Source organism: Mucilaginibacter sp. PAMB04168 (genome assembly GCF_039634365.2).
Classification (GTDB): Bacteria; Bacteroidota; Bacteroidia; order Sphingobacteriales; family Sphingobacteriaceae; genus Mucilaginibacter.
Genome location: NZ_CP155079.2, coordinates 4,211,010 through 4,236,505, shown reverse-complemented (window position 1 = coordinate 4,236,505; position 25,496 = coordinate 4,211,010). Strand labels below are relative to the sequence as shown.

14 protein-coding genes and 1 tRNA gene are annotated in these 25,496 nt (G+C 43.3%); 8 read left to right on the top strand and 7 right to left on the bottom strand.

Annotated elements, in window-relative coordinates:
• Positions 1-9: 9 nt before the first annotated feature.
• The gene (locus ABDD94_RS18030; RefSeq protein WP_345953394.1) at positions 10-5,670 is read right to left on the bottom strand and encodes a HAMP domain-containing protein; all 5,661 of its coding nucleotides are present in this window, start codon (positions 5,668-5,670) and stop codon (positions 10-12) included.
• Positions 5,671-6,238: 568 nt separating this feature from the next.
• Here ABDD94_RS18030 and ABDD94_RS18025 point away from each other — a divergent pair.
• From ABDD94_RS18025 to coaD, 4 genes are all read left to right on the top strand, one after another.
• On the top strand, positions 6,239-9,184 hold the full coding sequence (locus ABDD94_RS18025; RefSeq protein ID WP_345953393.1) for a chemotaxis protein CheB: 2,946 nt from the start codon (positions 6,239-6,241) through the stop codon (positions 9,182-9,184).
• 20 nt (positions 9,185-9,204) lie between these two features.
• Entirely contained in the window at positions 9,205-10,797 is a 1,593-nt protein-coding gene (locus ABDD94_RS18020; protein ID WP_345953392.1) for a PAS domain S-box protein, read from the top strand.
• A gap of 24 nt (positions 10,798-10,821) precedes the next feature.
• A complete protein-coding gene (locus ABDD94_RS18015; RefSeq protein ID WP_345950711.1) occupies positions 10,822-11,835 on the top strand; it encodes a chemotaxis protein CheB in 1,014 nt (337 codons plus the stop codon).
• 70 nt (positions 11,836-11,905) lie between these two features.
• On the top strand, positions 11,906-12,397 hold the full coding sequence (gene coaD / locus ABDD94_RS18010) for a pantetheine-phosphate adenylyltransferase (RefSeq protein WP_345950712.1): 492 nt from the start codon (positions 11,906-11,908) through the stop codon (positions 12,395-12,397).
• Here coaD and ABDD94_RS18005 read toward each other — a convergent pair.
• Positions 12,336-12,977 carry an NUDIX domain-containing protein gene (locus ABDD94_RS18005; RefSeq protein ID WP_345953391.1) on the bottom strand — a complete coding sequence of 214 codons (642 nt, stop codon included), beginning with the start codon at positions 12,975-12,977 and terminating at the stop codon, positions 12,336-12,338. The two genes, coaD and ABDD94_RS18005, sit on opposite strands and share 62 nt — an antisense overlap.
• Here ABDD94_RS18005 and pyrE point away from each other — a divergent pair.
• From pyrE to ABDD94_RS17985, 4 genes are all read left to right on the top strand, one after another.
• Positions 12,976-13,617 carry an orotate phosphoribosyltransferase gene (pyrE, locus tag ABDD94_RS18000; RefSeq protein WP_345950714.1) on the top strand — a complete coding sequence of 214 codons (642 nt, stop codon included), beginning with the start codon at positions 12,976-12,978 and terminating at the stop codon, positions 13,615-13,617. The two genes, ABDD94_RS18005 and pyrE, sit on opposite strands and share 2 nt — an antisense overlap.
• 448 nt (positions 13,618-14,065) lie before the next feature.
• Positions 14,066-15,697, top strand: coding sequence for an ATP-binding cassette domain-containing protein (locus ABDD94_RS17995; RefSeq protein ID WP_345950715.1), 1,632 nt, complete (start codon positions 14,066-14,068; stop codon positions 15,695-15,697).
• A gap of 98 nt (positions 15,698-15,795) precedes the next feature.
• Positions 15,796-15,868, top strand: a tRNA-Lys gene (locus ABDD94_RS17990).
• Between the two features lie 299 nt (positions 15,869-16,167).
• Positions 16,168-17,184, top strand: a complete 1,017-nt coding sequence (locus ABDD94_RS17985) for an MAC/perforin domain-containing protein (RefSeq protein ID WP_345953390.1) — start codon at positions 16,168-16,170, stop codon at positions 17,182-17,184.
• A gap of 421 nt (positions 17,185-17,605) precedes the next feature.
• On the opposite strand, the gene ABDD94_RS17980 is transcribed toward ABDD94_RS17985, so the two are convergent.
• From ABDD94_RS17980 to ABDD94_RS17960, 5 genes are read right to left on the bottom strand one after another with little or no spacing between them, the layout of a single operon-like run.
• Positions 17,606-18,460, bottom strand: coding sequence for a cyanophycinase (locus ABDD94_RS17980; RefSeq protein ID WP_345953389.1), 855 nt, complete (start codon positions 18,458-18,460; stop codon positions 17,606-17,608).
• Positions 18,460-19,485 (bottom strand): isoaspartyl peptidase/L-asparaginase, encoded by a 1,026-nt coding sequence (locus tag ABDD94_RS17975; RefSeq protein WP_345953388.1) that lies wholly within the window; start codon positions 19,483-19,485, stop codon positions 18,460-18,462. The genes ABDD94_RS17980 and ABDD94_RS17975 overlap by 1 nt, the downstream gene beginning before the upstream one ends.
• A gap of 9 nt (positions 19,486-19,494) precedes the next feature.
• Positions 19,495-20,640 (bottom strand): cyanophycinase, encoded by a 1,146-nt coding sequence (locus ABDD94_RS17970; protein WP_352432877.1) that lies wholly within the window; start codon positions 20,638-20,640, stop codon positions 19,495-19,497.
• On the bottom strand, positions 20,640-22,034 hold the full coding sequence (locus tag ABDD94_RS17965; RefSeq protein ID WP_345953386.1) for a RagB/SusD family nutrient uptake outer membrane protein: 1,395 nt from the start codon (positions 22,032-22,034) through the stop codon (positions 20,640-20,642). The genes ABDD94_RS17970 and ABDD94_RS17965 overlap by 1 nt, the downstream gene beginning before the upstream one ends.
• A 10-nt stretch (positions 22,035-22,044) precedes the next feature.
• Positions 22,045-25,449 carry a TonB-dependent receptor gene (locus ABDD94_RS17960; RefSeq protein ID WP_345953385.1) on the bottom strand — a complete coding sequence of 1,135 codons (3,405 nt, stop codon included), beginning with the start codon at positions 25,447-25,449 and terminating at the stop codon, positions 22,045-22,047.
• Between the last annotated feature and the right edge of the window lie 47 nt (positions 25,450-25,496).

Here is a 25,496-nt window from a genome sequence, read left to right as displayed (position 1 = left end):
TTAATGGGCTTATTTTATGAGCCATACACGCATTAATGATAATAACTGGTCGGTTTTAACAGGTTTGGTAATATAATCTGATGCACCTGAGGCTATACACTTTTGCCTGTCGCCAATCATTGCCTTTGCGGTCACCGCAATTATAGGCAAACTTTTATGACGCGGCTCTTTTCTTATCATTTTTATAGTCTCATAGCCATCCATCTCCGGCATCATAATATCCATCAGCACAATGTCTATGGTCTTATCCTTGTTCAGTATTTCAATTGCCTCCCTACCGCTCTCTGCCGTAATTACTGTAATCTGCGACCGTTCAAAAACAGCGGTAAGTGCAAATAAGTTACGTACGTCATCATCAACTACCAATACTTTTTTGTTGTCGAGTACATCGTATTTGGTTCTGATGCCATCAAGCATTTTCCATTTACCTTCACTAATAAACTTCTTATCAATGTGTAATAATACCAGTATCTCTTGTAACAACGCCACATGCGAGGTTGGTGTCTTGGTGATGATCTTATGGTTAAGACGTTTCAACTGAATCAACTCGTCTTGTGTAAAGTCGCGGGCTGAGTGTAGTATGATTGTAGTTTGCTCTTGTTTTAACAAGTTGATGCGATTAAGCAGGTCAAAACCATTGGCATCAGGTAGAACAAAATCCAGGATGATACAGTCGAACAACTCCTTCTTAAGTACAGACAGGGCCTTGTTAGCTGTTGTTGAGCCAAAGATCTCCACCCGGTCGTTTGAAAGCAGTTCGGTTAATCGTTGCAATTCATTTTCATTATCTTCAATAATCAGAATGCGTTTTTTAACTTGTTCCTGAAAGCTTACAATTCCCGATATAAGATCTTCGAGCAAGCTGTTGGACAAGGGTTTAAGGCTGAACGATTTGGCGCCATACTTTAATGCCATCACCTTATTGTCCTCGCCCGAAATAACATGTATTGGGATATGCTGCAAATTGATATCGCCTTTTAATAGCTTAAGTAGCTTCCAGCCATTAGACTCAGGCATGTTTACATCAAGCGTTATGGCTATTGGGTTATATTTAATAATGCTATCAAATATCTCCAGGTAGGTCATAGCCACAACAACCTTTAAGTCAAAGTCGTGGGCCTTATCAATCAGAATCTTGGTGAAACGAAGGTCATCTTCAACTACGAGTATGACTTTGTCTTCGGTTACAATGTTATGGCGGTCATCATCAATAACCAGCTCGGCGGTGTCAATAAGATTGGTACGCGTGTGCGACACGGTAGCCGAATAAGCCTCTTTAACTTTAACCGGTACCGATTTTTCTTCTTTATATTTTAATGGTAAGAATAAAGTAAATGTACTGCCTCTGCCCAGTTCGCTGCTTACAGTGATGGTACCGCCCAAAAGTTCGGCAAAACCTTTACTAATGGATAAGCCTAAGCCTGTACCGCCGTACTTACGGCTGGTTGATCCTTCGGCCTGTTGGAACGCTTCGAATATGATGCCTTGCGTGTTTTCGGAAATACCAATACCTGAGTCTTCAATCGAAAATGCAATGACCGGTTCATTTCTGCCCAGCGGATTTTCCTGATCGGCTTCGGGCTTAAATATGTGTAGTTTAACCCGGCCTTTTTCGGTAAACTTAAATGCATTCGACAACAAATTCTTCAAAATCTGGTTCAGGCGCTGCATGTCGGTTTCCATTAGCTCCGGTAAACCGTCCTGCAGTTCAACCTCAAATTTAAGGTTCTTGGTTTCTGAAATTGGTTTAAACGTAGACTCGGCAAACGAAATAACTTCTCTGAAGCTAACCGGCATTACATCGGCGGCAATTACACCCGACTCAATTTTCGACAGATCCAGGATATCATTAATCAGCTGGATCAAGTCGTCGCCGCAGGAGTGGATAGTTTTGGCAAACATCCGCTGTTTTTCGGTTAGGTTACCCTCAGGATTCTCAAACAGTTGCTGTGCTAAAATGAGCAAGCTGTTAAGCGGCGTACGCAACTCGTGCGACATGTTGGCCAGGAACTCTGATTTATACTTAGAAGTTAGTGTAAGCTGCTCGGCCTTTTCTTCTAATGAGCGGCCTTTATCATGCAACTCATCATTCGCCCGCCTCAATTCTTCTTGTTGTGATGAAAGCTCACCGGCCAGTGATTGTGATTGGGCCAGGAGTTCCTCGGTGCGGGTATTGGTCTCAATATTGTTTAGTACGATACCGATACTTTCGGTCAACTGATCCAAAAAGTCAATGTGCGTATCGCTGAAGTTTTCGAACGAAGCTAATTCAATAACGGCTTTTACGTTATTCTCGAACAATACCGGTAGTATCACCAGGTCAATAGGTGCTGCATGACCAATACCGGAGCTAATTTGAAGGTACTCGTTAGGTACGTTTGATATACGGATGCGTTCCTTGTCTGTAGCACACTGTCCAATCAATCCTTCAGTTAAAGAAAATTCCTGATTTATTGATTTTGAACCATCCTGCGCATAACCGGCAAACAGCTTTAGCTTGGCCTCATCGGCTAACTCTGGCTGTTCTAGAATATAGAATGCGCCATAACGTGCGTTTACCAGTTCGGCCAGCTCAGATAGTACTTTATTGGCCACCGCATTCCGGTCACGCTGGCCCTGAAGCATCTGGGCAAATTTAGCTAAGTTTGATTTTAGCCAATCCTGCTCGTGGTTACGCAGCGTAGTATCTTTCAGGTTGGCAATCATCTGGTTAATGGTATCCTTCAACGCTTCCAGCTCACCTTTAGCTTCTACCCGTATGGTACGGGTTAAGTCGCCTTTGGTTACGGCAGATGCTACTTCGGAAATTGAACGCACCTGTACGGTTAAATTTTGCGCCAGCTGGTTTACGTTCTCCGTTAAATCTTTCCAGGTACCTGATGCACCCGGTACGCTGGCTTGTCCACCCAAACGACCCTGCACACCCACCTCACGCGCTACGGTGGTTACCTCATCGGCAAATACCGCCAGCGTATCAATCATCTCGTTAATGGTATCGGTTAACTGGGCCACCTCACCCAACGCGTTAATAGAAAGGCGTTGCTTCAGGTTACCCTTGGCAATACCGGTTGCCACTTTAGCAATACCACGTATTTGCCCGGTAAGGTTAGATGCCATCTGGTTCACCGAGTCGGTCAAATCCTTCCAGGTACCGGCCACACCTTTTACGTGCGCCTGGCCGCCCAGTTTACCCTCGGTACCTACCTCACGCGCTACACGCGTTACTTCGGATGCAAAGGAGTTAAGCTGATCCACCATCGTATTGATGGTGTTTTTAAGGTCCATGATCTCGCCTTTTACGTCGATGATTACCGTTTTGGATAAGTCGCCGCTGGCTACCGCCTTGGTTACCTCTGCAATGTTACGCACTTGTGAGGTTAAGTTACTCGACATTTGGTTTACCGAGTCGGTCAAATCCTTCCAGGTACCTGCAACGCCCGGTACAAAGGCCTGGCCGCCCAGGTTACCATCCGTACCTACCTCACGCGCTACACGCGTTACTTCAGATGCAAAACCACGCAGCTGATCAACCATCGTATTAATGGTTTCCTTTAGCTGCAAGATCTCGCCCCGCACGTCAACCGTGATTTTCTTCGACAAGTCACCATTCGCGATAGCGATGGATACGTCGGCTATATTACGTAGCTGGGCAGTAAGATTGCCCGCCATTTTATTTACAGAGTCGGTCAAATCCTTCCAGGTACCATCCACACCCGGTACGTTGGCCTGGCCGCCTAATTGCCCTTCGGAACCCACCTCACGTGCCACACGCGTTACTTCTGATGCAAAACCGCGCAGCTGATCCACCATGGTATTAATCGTATCTTTCAGTTCCAGGAGCTCGCCTTTGGCGTTTACCGTAATTTTACGGGATAAATCGCCCTTGGCTACTGCGGTAGTTACCTCGGCAATGTTACGCACCTGCGAGGTTAAGTTGTCCGCCATCTTGTTCACCGAGTCGGTTAAGTCCTTCCAGGTACCACCTACGCCGGGTACGTTGGCCTGACCACCTAACTGGCCTTCGGAGCCCACCTCACGCGCTACACGCGTTACTTCGGAACCGAAGGAGTTCAACTGATCCACCATCGTATTGATGGTTATTTTGAGTTCGAGCATTTCGCCCTGTACATCAACCGTAATTTTTTTAGATAAGTCGCCTTTGGCCACCGCTGTTGTCACCTCGGCTATATTACGTACCTGGCCTGTTAAGTTACCGGCCATCTGGTTTACCGAGTCGGTCAAATCCTTCCAGGTACCACCTACGCCCGGCACGTTGGCCTGACCGCCCAGCTGCCCTTCAGAACCCACCTCGCGCGCCACACGCGTTACTTCAGACGAGAAGGAGTTCAACTGATCCACCATCGTGTTTATGGTATTCTTCAGCTCCAAAAGTTCGCCCTTGGCATCCACCGTAATTTTGCGCGATAAGTCGCCTTTAGCTACCGCTGTGGTTACACCGGCAATGTTACGTACCTGGTCGGTAAGGTTGCTACCCATTTGGTTTACGGAGTCGGTTAGGTCTTTCCAAACCCCGCCTACACCTTTTACACGCGCCTGGCCGCCCAGCTTACCTTCTGTACCCACCTCGAGCGCCACACGCGTTACTTCGGATGCAAAGGAGTTGAGCTGATCCACCATCGTATTGATGGTTTTTTTCAGCTCGAGCATTTCACCCTTAACGTCAACCGTAATCTTCTTGGAAAGGTCTCCATTAGCAACCGCAGTGGTTACACCGGCAATGTTACGTACCTGCGAGGTTAAGTTACCCGCCATGCGGTTTACAGAGTCGGTCAAATCTTTCCAGGTACCCGCAACGCCCGGCACCTTAGCCTGGCCGCCCAGCTTACCTTCTGTACCCACTTCAAGCGCCACACGCGTTACTTCGGATGAGAAGGAGTTGAGCTGATCCACCATGGTATTAATGGTGTTCTTTAGTTCCAAAATCTCGCCCTTAGCTTCTACCGTAATTTTACGGGATAAGTCGCCCTTGGCTACTGCCGTGGTTACACCTGCAATGTTACGCACCTGCGAGGTTAAGTTACCGGCCATTTGGTTTACCGAGTCGGTTAGTTCGGCCCATACGCCGGCTACGCCCTTAATTTTAGCCTGCTCACCTAGTTTACCTTCTGAACCTACCTGGCGGGCTACACGGGTTACTTCCATGGAGAATGAACGAAGCTTGGAAAGCATTTGGTTCGACTCTTTAGCAATGCGTAAAAATTCGCCTTTTAAAGGGTGGCCCTTAATTTCGAGCGGTATATGCTTGGAAAGGTCGCCGTTGGCAACCGAGTTAATCATGCCTGCAATCTCCAGGGTAGGAGAGGTAAGGTCTTCAATTAAATTATTGAGTGAGATTACGCCATTTGCCCATTCGCCTTTAGCGTCGGTTAATTCTATCCGTTTACTAAGGTTTCCTTTTTTTCCTATCGTTTTTTCGGCTGTCGATATCTCGGCTACCAAACGCTCGTTCATATCAATAATGTCGTTCAGTACCTCACAAATGCGGCCGTGTATGCCAGCTTGCGTTACGGGCATGCGTACGTTTAGCCTGCCGTTTTTTACGTTCGAAAGCACTTTCAAAAGCTCTTTTAAATCGAGCGAGTCGGTAAGGTGCTCATTAAGCACACCGGTATCATCTAGTACTTTGGCTAAAATGTCGTCGTCTTTCATAGGATAAGTTGGTAGATAAAATGCCGTTAAATTTAATTAAATATCGAACACGAACAAATAATATAATATAATGAATATCGCTGCTGCAATAACGTCGTTATTGTAGCAGCAGGCTTTTGCGCTGACAAGCGCCTGCACACAATTATACTGTCAAAACATTAGCAAATAGGTGCTCTAAAACGGTAACATGCGCAGAACCCTTAAACGGTGACACAAAGCTTATAGTTTTACTTTGTTTTGGTATTTATTTAAATAATATTTGTTATAAAATGTATTTCGATATAATAGTTACTGAGAATATATGTATCATATTTATTAAAAACAGCGGTTACGAAATATGATAATACTGCTGTTATTCATATGTAGCTTAGTAATTCGAAAAAAACTCAGATCGAAATATTCCCAAAAAGTTTAATTGGCTATAATTACCTTGTATATTTGTTTTTATGTTACCCTGCTTTGCAGCAGAAGTCTAATACCTCCCCGATATATATCAACGTTTATTTCACGGTCATAAAAATCTGCATTAAACAACTGTTGACTACGTTTTGGGATTAAAAGTTTTTAAATGGCAAACCATCAAGAAGATAACAAAAATAAATACCAGAACGGCATGGCAGATAATAAAGACAGTAAGCCTGCAAAAACAAAATCGTTCCCAATTATATGTATTGGTGGTTCGGCAGGAGCATTCCAGGCCATGGAAAAATTATTTGCCCATATGCCGGCCGATAGCGGCATGGCCTTTATTGTGGTAATGCACCTGGATAAAAACCACGTGGGCAGCGTAGCCGAGCTTTTACAGAATTTTACATCCCTACCGGTAACCGAGGCCGAAGATGGTCAACCGGTTAAACCCGACCGTGTATACCTAATTCCGCCCAACAAAGACATGGGCATACATAACGGTAAATTGTTGCTCATGACACCATCGAGGTTCAACGGTTACCGCCTGCCGGTTGATCACTTTTTGCAAAGCCTGGCCGAAGACCAGTGGAACCGTGCTGTAGCCATCATCTTGTCGGGTATGGGATCTGACGGGGAAACCGGCATACGCATGATAAAGGAAAAACTGGGCATGGTGATGGTACAGGATCCCGAATCGGCGCAGTATGACAGTATGCCGCAAAGCGCCATAGCAACCAACCTGGTAGATTATGTGCTTGCTCCTGAGGAGATGCCCATAAAGCTCATACAGTATTTAAAGCATCCGGCTATGGCCGATGAGCTGAATGATGAACTGAAAAACCAAAACCGGGATGCAACAGCTATTCAAAAGGTATTAATGCTGCTGCGTACCCAAACCGGACATGATTTTTCGCAATACAAAAAAAACACCATCACCCGCCGTATAGACCGTAGGCTGGCATTTCATCAGCTGCCCGATTATACACATTATATTGCCTTTTTGCGCGAGAATCCGCAAGAGATTGATGTGCTTTTTAATGAGTTGTTGATAGGCGTAACCAAGTTTTTTAGAGATGCAGCTGCTTTTGATGTACTAAAAGAGAAGCTGTACGGGCTTTTGCGGGTCAAAGCCGACAATGAGCCTGTGCGTATATGGGTGGTAGGCTGTTCAACCGGCGAGGAAGCTTACTCTATAGCCATACTTATTATGGAGTGTTTTAGCAGCATAGGCGGAGCCAAAACACCTAAAGTGCAAATTTTTGCTACTGATTTAGATGAGGCCGCTATTGAGCATGCGCGCACCGGCTTTTACATGGATAACATAGCGGCCGATATTTCGCCCGAGCGCTTGGGGCGGTATTTTGTAAAAAAGGAAAAAGGGTACCAGGTTACTAAAGATTTGCGCGAAATGATTGTATTTGCGCAGCACAACCTTATTAAGGATGCGCCCTTTACCCGCCTGGATTTGTTAACCTGCCGCAATGTGATGATTTATTTAAATGCAGAGTTGCAGGCCAAAATCATACCCGTATTTCATTATTCGCTCAATGCGCGCGGCGTGCTGTTTTTGGGCCCCGCCGAAACGCTGGGCGGCTTCAGCGAAATGTTCTCGGCAATAGACCCCAAATGGAAGATATATGAACGTAGGGACGGAGCTCCCATCATGAGCAAAATGGTTGATTTTCCATTTAATATATCTAAGCAGGCACTTCATCTTTATAGGGTTGATGAACCTGAGAAGCCTATTAAAAAGAAAACACTTGCCGAAACCTTTAGCAAAATACTGCTTGAAAATTACACGCCGGCCTCTGTACTTATTAATGGTAAAGGCGATATATTGTATATAAACGGCCGTACCGGTAAGTTTTTGGAGCTTAATGCCGGCGAGGTGACCATGAACATTAATGAAATGGCTAAGGATGATCTGAAGTATCCCCTGAGTAACGCCATCCATCAGGCCGGTTCACAAAAAGACACCATTAATGTAAATGGCATCAGGCTTAAAGAAGAAGGGGAGGTGCGGGTGGTTGATTTGAAGGTTAGCCAGTTGCAAAACAACGCCTTGCAGGGGTTGCTGCTGGTAGTTTTTGATGATAAGGGCTTACTTACTAAAACCGAACGCAGAAAGAAATACAAGGGACCGGAACATAATGAAGCGGTAGAAGAGCTGGAAAAGGAACTGGTTTATACCAAACAGCAGCTACGTAATACGGTAGAGCAAATGGAAACCTCGCTGGAGGAACTTAAATCGACCAATGAGGAGTTGCAGAGCACTAATGAGGAGTTGCAGAGCACCAATGAGGAGTCGTTGACTACTAAAGAGGAAATGCAATCGCTTAATGAGGAATTGATGACCATTAATGTGCAGTACCAATCCAAAGCCGAAGAGCTTACCCAGCTGAACAATGACATGAAGAACATGCTGGACAGTACCGAAATTGGTACCATATTTTTGGACATTAATATGATTATACTGCGGTTTACACCGCAGGTTAAAAAGCTTTTTAATGTTATTACCACCGATATTGGCCGCTCTATAAATGATATTGTTTTTAACTTTCAGTACTCCAGCCTTGAGGCCGATATACACCATGTGATTGAGACGCTGGCCGTTAAAGAAGTAGAGGTAAAAACAAAAAAAGATGAGTGGTACAAGCTGCGTATGATGCCTTACCGCACGCTCGATAACTTTATTAATGGCGTTGTATTAACATTTACCAAAGTGACCGAGCTAAAAGCTATTGAATTTAAATTCGAAACGCTGAATAGGTATGTTAAAAGCATGTTGTCGGTTTTAACAACACCAGCGCTTTTATTAGATAAAGACCTTAACATTATTAGCTCTAATGAAGCTTATGTATCTTTTTTTAAGATTAGCAGTATAAAAGAAATGATAGGCCTGAGTTTAAACATACTGGTGCACGAGTTCTGGAAAACCAGTAAGCTCGACAAATTTTTGAAGCAGTGTACAAACCAGGAAACTAAAATTACGTTTACGAACGATTTTTTGGTTATTGGCACAAAAACTATCACAATAACCTCAAAACCGTCTGTAAATGAAACTGACGGCGAAACTTTGATGACGATGATTGTTATTGAAGAGTAGAAGAAATGTAATCTGGCGATATGTATAGGAAGGATTTTTGGAAGAAAGATACGCTGGAGAAGCTGCGAAAAAAGGCGGAAGGATTGCTTAGCGAAAAGACCTATCAAATTGAGCATTCGGAGTCATTAGAGATGCAAACCCTTTTCCATGAGTTGCAGATTTACCAGCTTGAACTGGAAATGCAAAATGAGGAACTGAGTAGTATTGCCCTGGAGCTGGAAACGCAGAAAGACCGGTTTTCTGACTTGTTTGAACTTGCGCCGGTTGGCTATTTAGTGTTAGACAGCAGGGCAGTTATAGAGGAAGTAAATGTAACGGGTAGTAAGCAGTTTGGCGTACGTAAAGCGGCATTATTGGGTAAACCATTAACCAGCTATTTACATGCCGATGATCTGCAGCAATTTTATTTTTTTTTCAGAAGACTTCAATCATCGGGTTCGGAACAGGAAGAGCAGGTCCGTTTTAAGAAAGCCAACAATGAAACGCTTTATGCACAGGTTAATGGTAAGGTAATAACTAAAGGTAAATTTGCTTTCAGTTGCTACCTTACCATTACCGATATAACCGAGAAAAAGAAAGCCCAGTTGGAGCATGAAAAGGCCAAACGCCGTTTAGAAGTTGCGCTGGATGCCTCTCAAACCGGTATTTGGGAGCTTGCGGTTCCGGGTGGCCAGGTGTATGTTGACGAGCTGAGTTGCAGCTTGTTTGGCATTAAGCCGCAAGAGTTTGATGGCAGCTACAATACCCTGCTTAATTTAATTGACAAAGACGATAGGGCAAATGTTGATGCCACACTACGTAGTTCAATGGTTAACGGCAAAGACTTTACGGCCGAGTTTTTTGTAAATCAGCCATCGGGTATACGTAAATATGTAGCTGCAAGGGGGCAAATGATTGATTTACAAGAATTGGGTAGCCGTTTTATTGGAACCATAATCGATATAAGCGATAAAAAGCAAATTGAGCAGGAAACACAGCAGCTCAAAGAGAACCAACAATATATGATAACAGCCGCATCACTGCTGGCCGAAGAGAATGAACGCAAACGGATAAGTGATACCTTGCATGACAGTGTTGGGCAAATGTTATATGCCATAAAACTGAATTTGCAACAGCTCAAGCAAATGTCATCGAGCCCTTACTATGAGCAGGCCGTAAAAATGTTAGATCAAACTGTAAAAGACGTACGCAATATATCTTTCCAATTGGCGCCTTCTATACTTGATGACTTTGGTGTTGTTGCCGCTATAGAGGATATGGCTAAGCGCTTGTCCGGCCCGCAGTTAAGCATAGTAACCAAGTTTGGCAGCACAAAAAACCTGGATACTACCCTTTCGCTCAATATCTTCCGTATTGTACAGGAGTTGGTTAACAACGGCATAAAACATGGCAAAGCAACTTGTATTTGTATTGAGTTGTTTAAAAAGGGCAGCCAAATAAATTTAAAGGTTACCGACAATGGCGAAGGCTTCACATTACCAAACCCTGGCACCACGCCAACAGGTGCCGGTTTAAGCAGCATACGTAACCGCCTAAACCTGTATAAGGGTACTATGGAAATTCATTCAGCGCCCGGCACGGGTACTACGGTAGCCATTACTATAAAACAATAAAACTATAATTAAGGTTATTTTTACATGAGTGAAATAAAATCAATTGTGGTGGTTGGCGCCTCGGCCGGTGGTTTTCACGCAATTGGCGAACTAATATCCAATATGCCTCAAAAGCTAGATTTGGCTGTTTTTGTGGTACTGCATATGGGGCGTAATTCAATGGCCGACGTTTTAGTACAATATATACAAAAGAAAACAGCACTTACTTGTGAACTTGCTGAAAATAACAAGCCAATACAAAGCGGGCATGTTTACGTTGCCCCTCCCGACATTCAGACCGTTGTAAAGAAAGGAACAATGCGCCTGATCAAAGGACCGCATGAAAACCGCTGGCGCCCCTCAATTGATGTGCTGTTCCGGTCGGCCGCTGCTTATTATGATTCACATGCCATAGGTATTGTATTAACCGGTTTACTGGATGATGGTACCTCGGGTATGGCGGCTATCAAGCGGTCGGGCGGTAAGTGCATTGTACAGGAACCGCTTGAGGCCGAGTTTGCCGATATGCCTATCAATGTGTTAAATAATGTAGAAGTAGACCATAGAGTGCCCATTGCCGATATGGGATACGTATTACAGGATATATTGTCGAAAATGCCTGCCGATTCATTACACGAAATACCAGAAGATGTAAGAATAGAAGCTGAAATTACCGAACGGAGGATGAGCAGTATGGAAGAGTTGGAAAAGATAGGTACCCGAAGCAATTACAGTTGCCCCGACTGTGGCGGTGGCTTGTATGAAATTAAGAACGATGTAATAACACGTTTCCGATGTTATACCGGCCACGTTTATACCGGCAACCTTCTGCTCGAAAAACAATCAGAAGGATTGGAAGACAGTATATGGGTATCCATACGCATGCTCGAAGAGCGCAAAAACCTACTGATGCGCATGGCTAATCAGAACGGTAATGAAGTAGGAGGAGAGGGCAGTAAAAAAGAAAAAGCGCGTGAACTGGGAGAACATATAGAGCGGTTGAAATCGCTGTTAGTAAGCATTAACAAAAATAGCGGTACAACAGGCGGATATGAGTAAGCCGTGTATTGGCAAGGTATGGTGCCATTAAATAAATTAATATACCTTTGCTTACACGCATTCGCATTGTATGAAAATTGCACTGTTTCCGGGTTCTTTTGACCCTATTACCAAGGCCCACGTTGATATTGTAAAACGCTCGCTAAGCTTGTTCGACAAGCTGTATATAGGCATAGGGGTTAACAGTTCGAAACAAAGCCTTTTAACTATTGAGCAGCGCCAGCAAATGCTGCGTGCCGTATTTGCCATGGAGCCCAAAATTCACATCATAGCTTATGAAGGCCTTACGGTAGATTTTTGTAAAAGTATTGATGCCAATTATATGATACGCGGCATACGTACCGTATCAGACTTTGAATATGAAAAGGCCATAGCACAAATGAATCATGCCCTGGCCCCCGATATTGAAAGCATCTTTATTGTGAGCAAACCCGGCTACTCATCCATCAGCTCAACCATTGTGCGCGAAGTGCTGCGGCACAATGGCGATGTAAGCCAGTTTATTCCAAAAGAGGCGCTGGAATATCTGCAAGCAAATCACGCTTCGCCAGCACATCCATAATAGACGGAAAGGTGTTGTTTGTTACCATGTTAATCTCTTTTTTGCTCAGCCACTTTACATCGGTAATCCCTTCTTCAATCTGAGGTTTTAGCTTAGCCTTACCTTTGTACTTCATTTTAAACCAGTAGGTTTTTTTAAGTACTACTTCGCCCCGGCTGGTATAAACATGGTAGGTGTTCACTATCTTTTTGCCGCAGTCGTCAATGGTAATGCCGCACTCTTCCTCAACTTCGCGTATAGCGCCTTCTTTAGGCTTTTCACCTTTTTCCAGCTTGCCTTTTGGTATGTCCCACTTGCCGTTACGGTATATAAAAAGATAATTTCCTTTGTCATTTTTAACCAGCCCACCGGCGGCTTCTATCAAGGTTACGCTTTTCATTACCTGCTTTAAAAAAGCTTTTGCGTTATCGCACAGCACATAGTAATACAACCCGGCGTTGTTGGTGGTAAGCTGGTTGTATAAAATTTTCAAATCAAACGATTGCTGGTCAAGCTGTTCATAGTTCTCGGCCTGTGCAGGGGCAGATTCTGTTACCAAAATAACCTTCTGGTTGATATAAATTCTGTATTTTTGTGCCATGTTTAATAAAAATGAGATTGAACAGCAAGTGGCTGAATTTCTGTTGCAAATTAAAGCAATTAAATTACAACCCGACAATCCTTTTACATGGGCTTCGGGCTGGAAATCTCCAATTTACTGTGATAATCGCGTAACGCTCTCATACCCGTCTATTCGTACTTACATCAGGCAGCAATTAAGCCTTGTTATTCAGGAAGAATTTGGCTCAGTGGCTTGTATTGCTGGTGTGGCCACGGCTGGTATTCCGCAAGGGGCTTTAGTAGCGCAGGAGCTGGGCTTGCCTTTTGTTTACGTACGCGCAAAACCTAAAGACCACGGAACCGGTAACCTCATTGAAGGTGAAATTATGCCCGGCAAACGCGTAGCCGTGGTTGAAGACTTAATATCGACCGGAAAAAGCAGCCTGCAGGCTGTTGATGCCTTGCGCGAAGCTGGTTATGAAGTGGCTGGCCTTGCTGCCATTTTTAGTTACGGCTTTGATGTTGCCGAAGAGAACTTTAAAAAAGCAAAATGCCGTTACGTAACGCTTTCTAACTATAACGCTATGCTAAAATTTGCAGAAGAGAAGCAATACATTAACAGCGCCAGTATGGACCTGTTAAAGCAATGGCGTAATAACCCTGCCGAGTGGGGAAAATAAAAAAGCAAGCCGGTTAATAACCAGCTTGCTTGAATGTTTTTATAGAAGAAGCCTTGCAGTGTATGCACTGCAGCATGTAGATGTACTATATAACTTTTTTACTCTCTGAGTTGTAATATGCAACTATCACATTTACAACCACCAATCCAACGATAACTGCTAACATAATTTGTGTCTTTTTATATATGTTAAACGCAAATGCTGAACCAATAGTTCGGGTTTAAGCGTTTTAAAAGCACTTTTCAATTATTAATAGCAATATCGATACATCACTGCAAAAGTTAATAATAAAACTTTTGCGCCATTATGAAAATCAAACTTAGCAAAAGTTTTGTTGCTATCATTTCAGCGTAAATATGATGTTATAGTTGTTGAATTGACACCCCAAAAGTCAGCAATTGTAGCATTTTTACCGTATTTTTGTACAAAATTCTTTTAAAGGAACGGCATGATAACAGTTTCTAATTTATCCTTGCGCTATGGTAAGCGCACCTTGTTCGAAGACGTAAATCTTAAGTTTACCCAAGGTAACTGCTATGGCATTATAGGCGCTAATGGTGCCGGTAAATCTACCTTCTTAAAAATCCTGTCGGGCGATATTGACCCAAGTACTGGCTCGGTGAGTTTTACACCAGGCGAACGTATGGCTGTTCTAAAGCAGAATCACTACGAGTTTGATGAGTACCCGGTGATTGAAACCGTACTGATAGGGCACAAGGAGCTTTATGCTACCATGAAAGAAAAAGATGCCATTTACCTGAAAGAAGATTTTACAGATGCTGACGGCGAGCGTGCCGGCGAACTGGAAAACCTGTTTGCCGAAATGGATGGCTGGAACGCCGAAAGCAATGCCGCCACTTTATTAAGCAACCTGGGCATTAAAGAGGATTTGCATTACAAGCTTCTAAAAGAGTTAGACGGTACGCAGAAAGTACGTGTGTTACTTGCTCAGGCGTTATTTGGTAAACCCGACATTTTGTTACTGGATGAGCCTACCAACGATTTGGATATACACACTATTGGCTGGCTTGAAGACTTTTTAGCAGGTTATGAGGCCATAGTACTGGTGGTATCGCACGACAGGCACTTTTTAGATACGGTATGTACCCACGTAGTAGATATTGACTTTAGCAAGATGACCATTTATACCGGTAACTATACGTTCTGGTATCAATCGAGCCAGTTAGCGCTAAAGCAACGTGCCGATCAGAATAAGAAACTGGAAGATAAGGTAAAAGAGCTACAGGAATTCATCAGCCGGTTCAGCGCTAATGCATCCAAATCAAAACAGGCAACCAGTCGTAAAAAGGCTTTAGATAAGATTAACCTGGATGAGATTAAGCCTTCTAACCGTAAGTACCCGGCTATCATGTTCAATCAGCAAAGCCGCGAGGCGGGTGACCAGATTTTGCAAATTGAAAATTTGGGCAAAACACAGGGTGGCGACGTTTTCTTTAATAACATCAACCTGATGGTAGGCAAAGGTGATAAAATTGCGGTTTTATCACAAAATAGTTTAGCTACATCAGCTTTCTACGATATTTTAAGCGGTCGTGATACCGATTATACCGGCAGTTTTAAATGGGGAGTAACCATTAACCCGGCCGACATACCGATGGATAACGCCAGCTATTTTAAAGACGGCAATGATTTAAACCTGGTAGACTGGCTGCGCCAGTATGCGCCTGGCGATAAGGATGAGCAGTTTATCCGTAGCTTTCTTGGTCGTATGTTGTTCTCGGGCGAAGAGGTTTTGAAGAAAAGTTCAGTACTGTCGGGAGGCGAAAAAATGCGTTGTATGTTTAGCCGCATGATGCTGCAACAACCCAACGTGCTGCTGTTTGATGAGCCAACCAATCACCTGGATCTGGAATCGATCACGGCCTTGAACAACGGTATGAAAGATTTTAAAGGAACGATTTTGTTTACCTCGCGTGACCATGAGTTAACGCAAACGGTAGCAACCCGCATTATAGAATTAACTCCAGGCGGCCTCATTGATAAAATGATGAGTTACGACGATTACATTAATAGCACAGCCGTACAAAAGCAGCGCGAAGAGATGTATGCGATGGCATAAGCATTTGAGACAGCGTAAATAATACTTATATACTATTTACACACACGTTATGAACTAACGTAATAATTCAGTTTATTTGCATCCCCAATAAACTGACCGACTCGGTAGCTCAGTTGGTAGAGCAACTGACTCTTAATCAGTGGGTCGAGAGTTCGAGCCTCTCCCGGGTCACTACCTTAAAAAGCCTTTTAGATTATCTGAAAGGCTTTTTTCTTTGGGGTCAGTTAAAAGAACTGCCTTCCCCTCTCTTTGAAAAACGCGCTTTAGTGTCAATAATATGAGTTACTTTGTCGCTTCTGATTGTGAGGTTCTCTATTCCAAGAAAGAAGTAAAGGCAGAAATTACTAATGAATAAAGTGTCGTTATAATTAAATTTATAGCCACTGTATAATCATAAGTTACTTCAAACAACCACAAGTTAATTTATCAATATAAATTTTTGTAATTTAGTGTCTTATTACACTTAAACCATGAGTAAAATAATACTCTTACTGGCCGCGTTAGGGCTATTTATGTCTTGCAAAAAATCCGGTGATTCTTTCATTGAAACACCTGTTCCAGAAACTATTAAAGAAATGAATTTTGCCGTTACGGGGCCTAAGCCTGTGTCTTTAGGACCAGTTCGGCAAGGAACAGGCAACTTCAACTTTTTAGGATATGGATATAATGTAGTGGGTAAATACGCCGATACCAGCTCAGTTAAGGCACAGGTTATTAACATCGAAGCTTATGCCGCAGCTTTCCCCCGAAACATCAATACCAGCCGCACTACTTCCCAAGCCTCCACACCACTTTATGCAGAAAATGCTGAAGATTATTTAAGTAAAATAACTTCAAATCGAAGTACGGATGTGAATTTTTTCAAGGGTACAATTACTTCTGCTTTTCCGGGTCAGGACGCTATTTTGAATAAAAACGTTTATGCACAATTTGTACACGCAATGACGTGGAAAACTATTACTAACAACTGGGATAGGGCTGAACCCCAAGACTATCTAACATCTGAATTTAAACATGACGTTCAAAACTTAACCTCCGAAAACTTGGTAAAAAGATATGGTACTCACATCTTATCCGGTGTTGCTTTAGGAGAAAAGTTCAATGTTTATTTTCAGGCAAACTCATCTGCTAACAACAAGCTGCATTCATCGAAAGTTGGCTTTACCTACGCATTAAATAAGGTTTTTGGCATTAGTACTGGCTATGCAGATCCACTTAAACCAAACGACATAAATGCCATTTCTGAACCCAAGTTGGTTTACGAAGCCATAGGTGGCGATCCATCAAAAATTACCCAAAAGGTAACTAATAAAGGAACACTTATCTGGTATTACGATTGGATTGCAACCTGCACTGAAGAGAAAGCTTTGTTTATAGACGTTGTAGCCTTAACTCCGTTACAAGATATGATTGCTAATCCTGCTAAAAAGGCTGAAGTGAAAAATTACATCACGTCATACATTCAGCAAAATCAGGTTAAAATGTAAACGCCCCGCTAACAATTTAAAGTTTAGGAGATTTTTGAAACTTTTGGTTACGCCCGGTAGAAAGATTAAGTACTAAAACACTTCTTGTCACCTATTCGCCCCTTAAGTCGATCGTTTCGAAAACTTACAAAACAGTTCTAGAAAAGACTGCTCTGTGTAACCATAGAAGGCATTAAGATTTATTTTGATTTGCCTTTTTTTTGCCATAAAAAGTGCGGGCTGCTTTATTCGATGCGATAGTTCAATATTCTTAACCGTCAAAAATTATGTTTTCGTGGCGGTAAGAGCCACGCAATAAAGGATATGATCTCTGACGGTGTTTAGAGCGATTGTTATCCGATAAGCACATCTTAAAAAGCCGTTAACCCTAAGAGTTAACGGCTCGGCTGTGTGATAAGATAAAGTTTATGACTTGTTATAATTAAGGTTTGATCTCAAAAACATCTCCGCTGGTGTAGATACTTAAATTAATGTTTTTAAATTTAAGCAAGCCGCCTGCTGTTGTTGCGCTATTTTCGGAGTTCACAAACCTCAGTACCTGGCTGTCACCGGCGACGGTTGCTTTATTGCCGTTCACAATAATGGCTGTACTTTCGTCAATCCCTACACCCATATAACCAGGTTTACTAGCCAGGGCCGATATGATTCGATTGTAGCGGTTACGTTTTAAAAAGTGCTGGTCTATAATGGTATGTTCCAGCAAGCCCAAGCCTTCACTAAATTCTATGTTTTGATCCCAAAGTTTATCAAACGTGTCTTTGTATTTGCTGTCTTTAAGCTGTACTCCGGTAATCATATATTTACTCATTACTGCAGCGCCGGCACTGGTACCGGCTATTGTTGAGCCGCTTTGATAGGCCTTGTGAATAGCGTCATAAACCGGGGTATTTAAAACGGCTTTCATAAAGCGGTTTTGGTCGCCGCCTAAAATATAGATCAATTTAGCTTTGGCAACAGAGTCGACCCATTTCGGATCTTTTGAATCATGCTTGCTGAAATCAAAGTTGCGGATAGGCAAGCTGGTTTGAACCCGGAGTTGCTGGCTAATATATTTAAAGCCAGTGTCAGGAATTTCGCTGGCCATGGGCAGTATGATAATATAATCTTTTGCTCCTAATTTAGCGGTCGATACCAGTTGCCTGATCAACGCATCAGAGCGGGTTCCTCCGCCAATAATAAATAACGAGCCTTTAGGTATAACCCGTGTTTGAGCGTTCAGGCGCAAGCTTGCTGCAAACAGTAATAAAAGAAACAGGCAGGTAGATAGGCGTTTCATTATTTATAGATCTGAACTTCAACTTTACCATCTGCTGTTACAGTGCCGCGGTACATACCTTCGGTATTGAATGGCATTGCAATGTTTCCTTTTTTATCTAAAGCAATGAGGCCGCCGTCGCCACCCATTTTACCAACTTTGTTCAACACAATTTTAGATGCTTCGGCCACACCTAAACCTTTGTATTCCATCAAATCGGAAATGGTTTTAGCCACCACATTACGGATGTAAAATTCGCCCCAGCCAGTGCAGGAAATACCGGCTGTTTCATTGTTACAATAAGTACCGGCACCTATAATAGGCGCATCGCCAACCCGGCCGTACTTCTTATTGGTCATGCCACCGGTTGAGGTACCGGCAGCCAGATTGCCGGCGTTGTCAAGCGCAACACAACCTACCGTGCCAAATTTATAGTCATGATTTTTAGTACCCAGCAGCATTGATTTTTTACTGCCATGATCTAACACCGCTTTGGTCGAATCTTCTTTGATGGCCTGTTGTAAACCGTCCCAGCGTTCTTTGGTCCAGTAGTACTTAGGGTCAACAATGGTGAGGCCCACTTCTTTCGCAAACTTATCGGCGCCATCTCCTACCATCATCACATGTTCAGATTTTTCCATCACCGCCCGTGCGCCGCTAATAGGGTTACGAATGGTGGTGACGCCAGCAATAGCGCCGGCTTCAAGTGTTTTGCCGTTCATTATAGCGGCATCCAGTTCATTGCGCCCGTCGTGCGTAAATACGGCTCCTTTACCAGCATTAAACAACGGAGAATCTTCCAATACATGTATAGTAGCTTCAACAGCGTCTAAACTGGTTTTGCCTTGCTTCAGTGTTTTGTAACCTGTTTCAAGAGCCAGGGTTAAAGCGGCCTTATAGGCAGCTTCCTTTTCAGGTGTCATGTTTTTTTTGAGGATAGTGCCTGCGCCGCCATGTACAATTAATACATATTTCTTTTGTTGTGCATTAACACTTGCACTCATTGCCATAAGCAGGCCTAAAGCCAAATATCTTAATTTTTTCATCTGTGAAAGTTATTGTTCTTTTTTGTTCAAAATACCGTTATCTGCCCACCACCAGTACCACTTACCGCCTGTTGCCTCTGCCAAATTAAAATTACTTACGTTAAAACCTCCACCTCCGTTAGCCGAAGCTGCAATTTCGTAAACAGCAACGGCTTTGCCGCCCCGGTTCCAGTTCAGCGGCTTGCCGGCAGTTATTTGTTCAGGCAGTTTAGCTTGGTCGGTTATAATGAAATAGGCGTAGCTATAAGGACGATTTTCATTATAATCTCCATAAACTTTTGCTTTTCCATCTTTATCGATACATACAGCCGTTCGTTCGTCAGAGGCAATTACTTTAGCCGCAATATTCCAATCCTTTAAAATACGGCCGGCAAATACCAGCGACCGCCCTTCACGTTGGCGGGTAAGATAGTGCTGGTCGGTGATTACCTGTTGCAGGTAAGGTGCCTTTAAAAAATCATTGTTATATACGTTTATGGTAATCGTGTAAGGGTTTTGCAAAGCTTCGGCCGAAGTTACGCTACAGTTTTCGCCGCTGTAATATAGGCCGCCCAAAATTGCACAGCCTGCGCTGGTTCCGCCAACAGGTGCCCTTTTTTCGGTCAGTAAATAATTTATCGCCTTTTCGGTTTTAGTTCCCTTCCAGTATTTCATATAATCCGATTGGTCTCCGCCTGCAATAAATAGCATTTCAGCATTTCGGATAATATGAGCAACGGTATCATTATTGGCCAGGTCCTTACTGTCAATTTTAAGCGTTTCAACAGAGTTTACTGTCCCTAAGCTATTGATGTAAGGGTTGTAGGCATCTGTACCTGTAGCACGAATTATAACGACATCGCCACCACCACTGCGATCAATCATCCATCTAAAAGCGGCATCAACATCTTTGCCTCCACCCATTAAAACCATTCCGCCTGTAACTGTTTTATCAACATTAGCGCTGTCGCCAACAATCCCTAAAGATGCGGGGCGACGTTTAACTACTACGCCCGGGCCGGTTGTGCCTTTGCCATTAGCAGGGGCTGCTTCAGCAGTTCCTGATTTACTGCAGGCAACCAAACAAAACCAAGTGCCTAACGATAAAAATAAAGTAAGCTGTTTCATAAACGGATAAATAACACCTGGATGCTCAATACATCCGGGTAGGCTCATTAATATTTTGGATTTTGAATGGTGTTCTTATTGATTAGTACTTCCTGTGCTGGAATGGGAAAGGCATACTGGGCCTGAGTTGGCAGCAAAGTAACTGCTCCCGAAGCATTCGTAGCATCGGCCGCAAGGCGTTGTACCGACAGGTTACGGCGGCGAAGATCGTAAAAACGATGCCCTTCAAACGCCAGTTCCTTGTAACGCTCGGTATAAATTGCATCAATCAAAGCTTGTTTATCACCAAAGGTTGAATTGGTATAACCATTTATACGGGCTGTGCGCAAAGCATTCAGGTCTGCAGCTGCGTCACCGGTGCTTTCGGCCCGGGCTTCGGCCCTGATGAGATACATTTCGCCTGTACGGAACAATTTAACATCGGTTAAGCCGGGCGCCGTTGATGTACCACCAATATACTTATTAACCAGATATTGTGATTTAGTACCTGTACGGGTGGCATCAAACTTAATGTAGGCAGGGTAACGCAAATCATTCACCTGGTCAAAAGTGTTGATGAGTTTTAAAGCAGGTGCATAAAGCACAATACCGCCTGTTTGGCGAAAGAAAAAGTCGCCCACTCGTGAATCGTTTGTTCCAACCCTTTTCAATTTCCAAACCACTTCATTATCGTTAGCATCGGTCCATATGCCCGGGAACTGCGCCTTGGTGGCCAGTGGTATGGCTGTAATAACCTCAGATGAATAGGTGACGGCGTCAGTCCAGTTTTTTTCGTAAAGGGCTACCCGGGCCTGAATGGCAGCAACGATTGTGCGATTGCTGATACGGGTTTTATCGGTAGAGGTTGAAGGCATTAGTGTTTTAGCTTCGGCCAAATCTGCTTTCGCATTATTAACAACCACCTCAAAATTATCACGTGCAGGATAGCCGATGCCTGAAACCTTCATGTAAGGCACGCCTAATGCGCCAGCCTGGTAAGATGCTGCATAAGCTCTAAGTAATTCAAAGTGCAGATAAGCACGCAAAGCCAGCAATTCGCCTTTATAGCGGTTTGCTGTTGCTGCGTCAGCACCGGTAAAAGTTAAGGCTTCTAAACCTTCAATAGTACGGTTGGCACGATCAATGGCCTGGTAATAAGTAATATAAAGAGATGTTACCGATCCACTGCTAGGATTATACAGCCAGCGATACGCATCACTGTTGCCAACATTGTTTTCTGTTGGGTAAGTAGCCTCGTCGGTTACGGTTGCGTTTAAGCTTATTTGCGTATAATCCAATAGTGCATAAACACCTAATATGCCCATATTAATGTCATTGATATTGCGATAGGCTTTAGTAGGATCGATAATATCGGTGGGTTGCAAATCCAATTTGGTGCATGAAGCCGATAGTATCAGGATTGATAATATAAGCGTATATGTTTTATATAGTTTCTTTATCATCGTTGTAGTATTAAAAATTAACATTTAAACCGGCTGTAAAAGTGCGTGTATTAGGATATTGAAATCTGCCATAAACGCTATTGTTCTCAGGGTCTAAACCTCTCCATTTTGTCCATGTATACAAGTTTTCGCCTTGTATAAAAACTCTTGCCGATTTAAAAACCTTGGTTTTTTGTAGAAGAGCCTGAGGGATATTGTAGCCAATATTTAAGTTTCTGAATCGTAAAAAGGAAGCGTCCTGGATGTCTTTAGAAGTAAAGTTACGCGGAACATCAAAGCGTTGCAATGTTGCCATGTCTCCAGGCTTTTTCCAGATATCATTGAGCATTCGGATAGATTGGTTACTGGTTGCATAACGTTGATTTTCGTTGTAAAAATCTTCATTGTTCCAGCGTTTTACACCCGATACAAAAGAGAACAAGGCGCTCAAAGTAAAGTTTTTCCAGGTAACATTAGTATTAAAGCCACCTGTAAAGGCAGGATATAAGCTACCTGAGTTTGTTGCGTTTTGCGCAGCTGCATTATAGGTGGTGGTAACACTACCATCGAGGTTGTAATATTGTGCATTACCGGTTTGCGGGTCAACGCCGGCCCAGTCTGGTGCGTAATAAGTTCCGTAAGGCAGGCCAACTTTAAATATGCGGGTGTCGCCGTCCAGTAGCATATCGGCAAGTGGTGTAAGTTCTAATATGGTGTTTTTATTGTAACCGGCATTAGCTCCAATTGTCCAGGTGATGCTGCGGTTTTTAATGATATCGCCGCTTACGTCAAATTCAATCCCACGATTACGCATTTTACCAGAGCTTAAAGGCAATGTATTAAAGCCCGAGGTGGCCGACAGTGGCTGATCGAAGAACATGTTGGAGGTGATGCGATTGTAATAATCGGCCGAAATACGTACCCGGTCAGATTTAAACAAATGCAAATCAAAGCCTACGTTTAATTCATTTACGTACTCCCAATCATAATCGGCATTTCCTGGCGATGTTGGACGCGTACCTGCCACCCCGCCATAGGAGGTATTGGCACTGAACGAAGCCAGGTATCCAAAATCGGAATTTAAAGGGCTCGCCGTAGTGCCGTAGCTTGCACGAAAGCGCAGGTCATTCACTAAATCAACATCTTTCAGGAAATTTTCCTTTTTAGCCACCCAATTACCACCTACAGAATAAAACCCATGCCATTTATTAACAGGGGCAACCTTGGTAGATCCGTCATAGCGGTAGCTTCCGGTAAGGGTATATTTATCATTGTAAGTGTAACGGGCAATTCCCATAAATGAGGCTAAAGCACTTTTGGTTTTGCTTCCGCTTACACTCGGTAAAAATGTTGCACTGCCATTAGTTATACCAGCGGGGGTTTCGGGCAAGCGCCCATCTATACCAAAGCCGGTGAAACCAAAACTGTTGTAATTATTATAGATGTACTCATAAAAGCCAGACACTTCGAGGTTATGTACATCATTAAAGACCTTTGAATAAGTTAAACCTGAAGTGGATATGATATTAAAATTACGTCGGGTTGCTTCATCAAAGCGGCCTTTGCCGCCTAGTGTGTTAGCAACGCTACGCGATCCATAGTACGAATCGGGGTTGATATAAAGCTGATCGGTAGAGTTACGGTAATCTATACCAGCCCTGGTGGTAACCTTAAGCTCAGGTAAAATCTGGTAGGCAAACGACATGCCTATGATACTCTTTAACTGATCGGTTTTGTTAGACGAGTTAAGCAAGCGCTCTAAACCCTGGCTACCCTCACGCAGATCTAGGATATTGTATTGACTTTTATTACCCTGATGAATCAGTGTTCCATCGGGGGCATAAGGGTACTCATAAGGTAGGGCATAGTATACCGACGCCATTGAGGTGCCTACACCTGTACCGCCTTCGCCCTCTGTAAAGCTTGAGTTGGAGTAGCCTATAGAAACGTTGGTACTACCCGAAAACTTACCTGATTTAAAGTCCAGGTTACTTCTTAAAGCATAGCGATCGAGTCCTGTACGTTTGGCCACGCCTTCCTGCTTGTAATAATTTAAGGAGTTATAAAACCTCAAACCTTCGTTCCCCCCGCTAATGCTCACCTGTTGTTCCTGAAACTTACCGGTTTGGAAAAACTCGTCTCTCCAATCGGTATTAATTCCTCTTAAACTGTCCAATATGGCATCGGCCCGTGATCTGAAGGCAGGTGTACCCGCCGCATAGGCCGGATTCTTGGGCGAATAAGTCCAGCCCGGGCCTAAGGTGCGGTTGTAAGCAGCGCCAATTTCTTCTTCAAATTGCAGGCGTTCTGCCGTGTTCATCATAATAAAGTTAGGGCGGCTTAGTTTCGAGATACCATATTGTGAATTGTACTGAACAGCAACTTTACCCAGTTTGCCTTTTTTTGTGGTTAATACAATTACACCATTAGATCCCCTCGAACCGTACAATGCTTTGGCTGAGGCATCTTTAAGCACCGTTGTCGATTCGATATCCTCAGGATTGATTGTTTGAAAATACGTTCCTTCTATAGGAATACCATCTAACACGTATAGGGGAGTTGAGGAGCCGTTTACACTTCCAATACCCCTAATAACGACAGACGCACTCTGACCTGGCTGACCTGATGACGAAATTACACTCATGCCGGGTACACGTCCCTGCAAAATCTGATCGAGCGTTAGACCTGGTACCTGGTTGATTTTTTCTGCCGTTACCAGCGTTGCGGCATTGGCCGATTGGTTACGTGAATAATTAGTATAACCGGTTACCACCACATCATTCAGCGTGCCTACAGAAGGCAAGAGGCTCACCGTCCCTAACTGTGCCGTGGCTTTCACTTCTTTGGAGGTGTAACCTATGTAAGAAATTAACAGTATAGCATCTTCCTTAACGTTTGGAAGGGTAAAATTACCATTTATATCAGTAACCGCACCTAAAGAGGTGCCTTTTGCAGTTACCGTAACACCCATTAGCGGTTGTCCGTTTTCATCAATTATCTTTCCGCGTACATCTATGTTTTGTGTTTGCGCTTTGTTAACCGGTTTAACTGAAACCGGTTTAATAAGAATGGTGTTTTCAGAAATTTCCCAGTTAAACGGCTGCGATTTTAAAGCAATGTTCATCACTTCTTCAATAGCCGTGTTTTTTACATTAATGCTTACCGGCTTAGATCTTTGCTGAAGCAAATCGGCGTCATATAAAAAGTAGATACCTGTTTGGCGTTTAATTTCCTTCAACACCTGTTCCAATGGCATATTACGCTCGTTTAAACTAACGCGTTGAGAAAACGTTTTTGCACTGATCTGCAGGCAAAATAAAGTCATGAGCAGCGCTGTAATTTTCATCATCCTAAAAATTTTTGGGTGATTAGCGTTTAAGGTAATAGTAGTGGAGTTTGTGTCCTTGGGCTTAAATGGATCATAGTAGAATTTCATACATTCCGTTGGGGTTAGAGGGTTTGATAATTAATGGAGTAGGGTAG

What these genes read in the sequence shown, in the direction of transcription:
- ABDD94_RS18005 (WP_345953391.1), bottom strand. Translation starts at nt 12,977, where the DNA reads ATGGCACAAAAATACAGAATTTATATCAACCAGAAGGTTATTTTGGTA.
- ABDD94_RS17985 (WP_345953390.1), top strand. Translation starts at nt 16,168, where the DNA reads ATGAGTAAAATAATACTCTTACTGGCCGCGTTAGGGCTATTTATGTCT.
- pyrE (WP_345950714.1), top strand. Translation starts at nt 12,976, where the DNA reads ATGTTTAATAAAAATGAGATTGAACAGCAAGTGGCTGAATTTCTGTTG.
- ABDD94_RS17965 (WP_345953386.1), bottom strand. Translation starts at nt 22,034, where the DNA reads ATGATAAAGAAACTATATAAAACATATACGCTTATATTATCAATCCTG.
- ABDD94_RS18015 (WP_345950711.1), top strand. Translation starts at nt 10,822, where the DNA reads ATGAGTGAAATAAAATCAATTGTGGTGGTTGGCGCCTCGGCCGGTGGT.
- ABDD94_RS18025 (WP_345953393.1), top strand. Translation starts at nt 6,239, where the DNA reads ATGGCAAACCATCAAGAAGATAACAAAAATAAATACCAGAACGGCATG.
- ABDD94_RS18030 (WP_345953394.1), bottom strand. Translation starts at nt 5,670, where the DNA reads ATGAAAGACGACGACATTTTAGCCAAAGTACTAGATGATACCGGTGTG.
- ABDD94_RS17970 (WP_352432877.1), bottom strand. Translation starts at nt 20,640, where the DNA reads ATGAGCCTACCCGGATGTATTGAGCATCCAGGTGTTATTTATCCGTTT.
- ABDD94_RS18020 (WP_345953392.1), top strand. Translation starts at nt 9,205, where the DNA reads ATGTATAGGAAGGATTTTTGGAAGAAAGATACGCTGGAGAAGCTGCGA.
- ABDD94_RS17980 (WP_345953389.1), bottom strand. Translation starts at nt 18,460, where the DNA reads ATGAAACGCCTATCTACCTGCCTGTTTCTTTTATTACTGTTTGCAGCA.
- coaD (WP_345950712.1), top strand. Translation starts at nt 11,906, where the DNA reads ATGAAAATTGCACTGTTTCCGGGTTCTTTTGACCCTATTACCAAGGCC.
- ABDD94_RS17975 (WP_345953388.1), bottom strand. Translation starts at nt 19,485, where the DNA reads ATGAAAAAATTAAGATATTTGGCTTTAGGCCTGCTTATGGCAATGAGT.
- ABDD94_RS17960 (WP_345953385.1), bottom strand. Translation starts at nt 25,449, where the DNA reads ATGAAATTCTACTATGATCCATTTAAGCCCAAGGACACAAACTCCACT.
- ABDD94_RS17995 (WP_345950715.1), top strand. Translation starts at nt 14,066, where the DNA reads ATGATAACAGTTTCTAATTTATCCTTGCGCTATGGTAAGCGCACCTTG.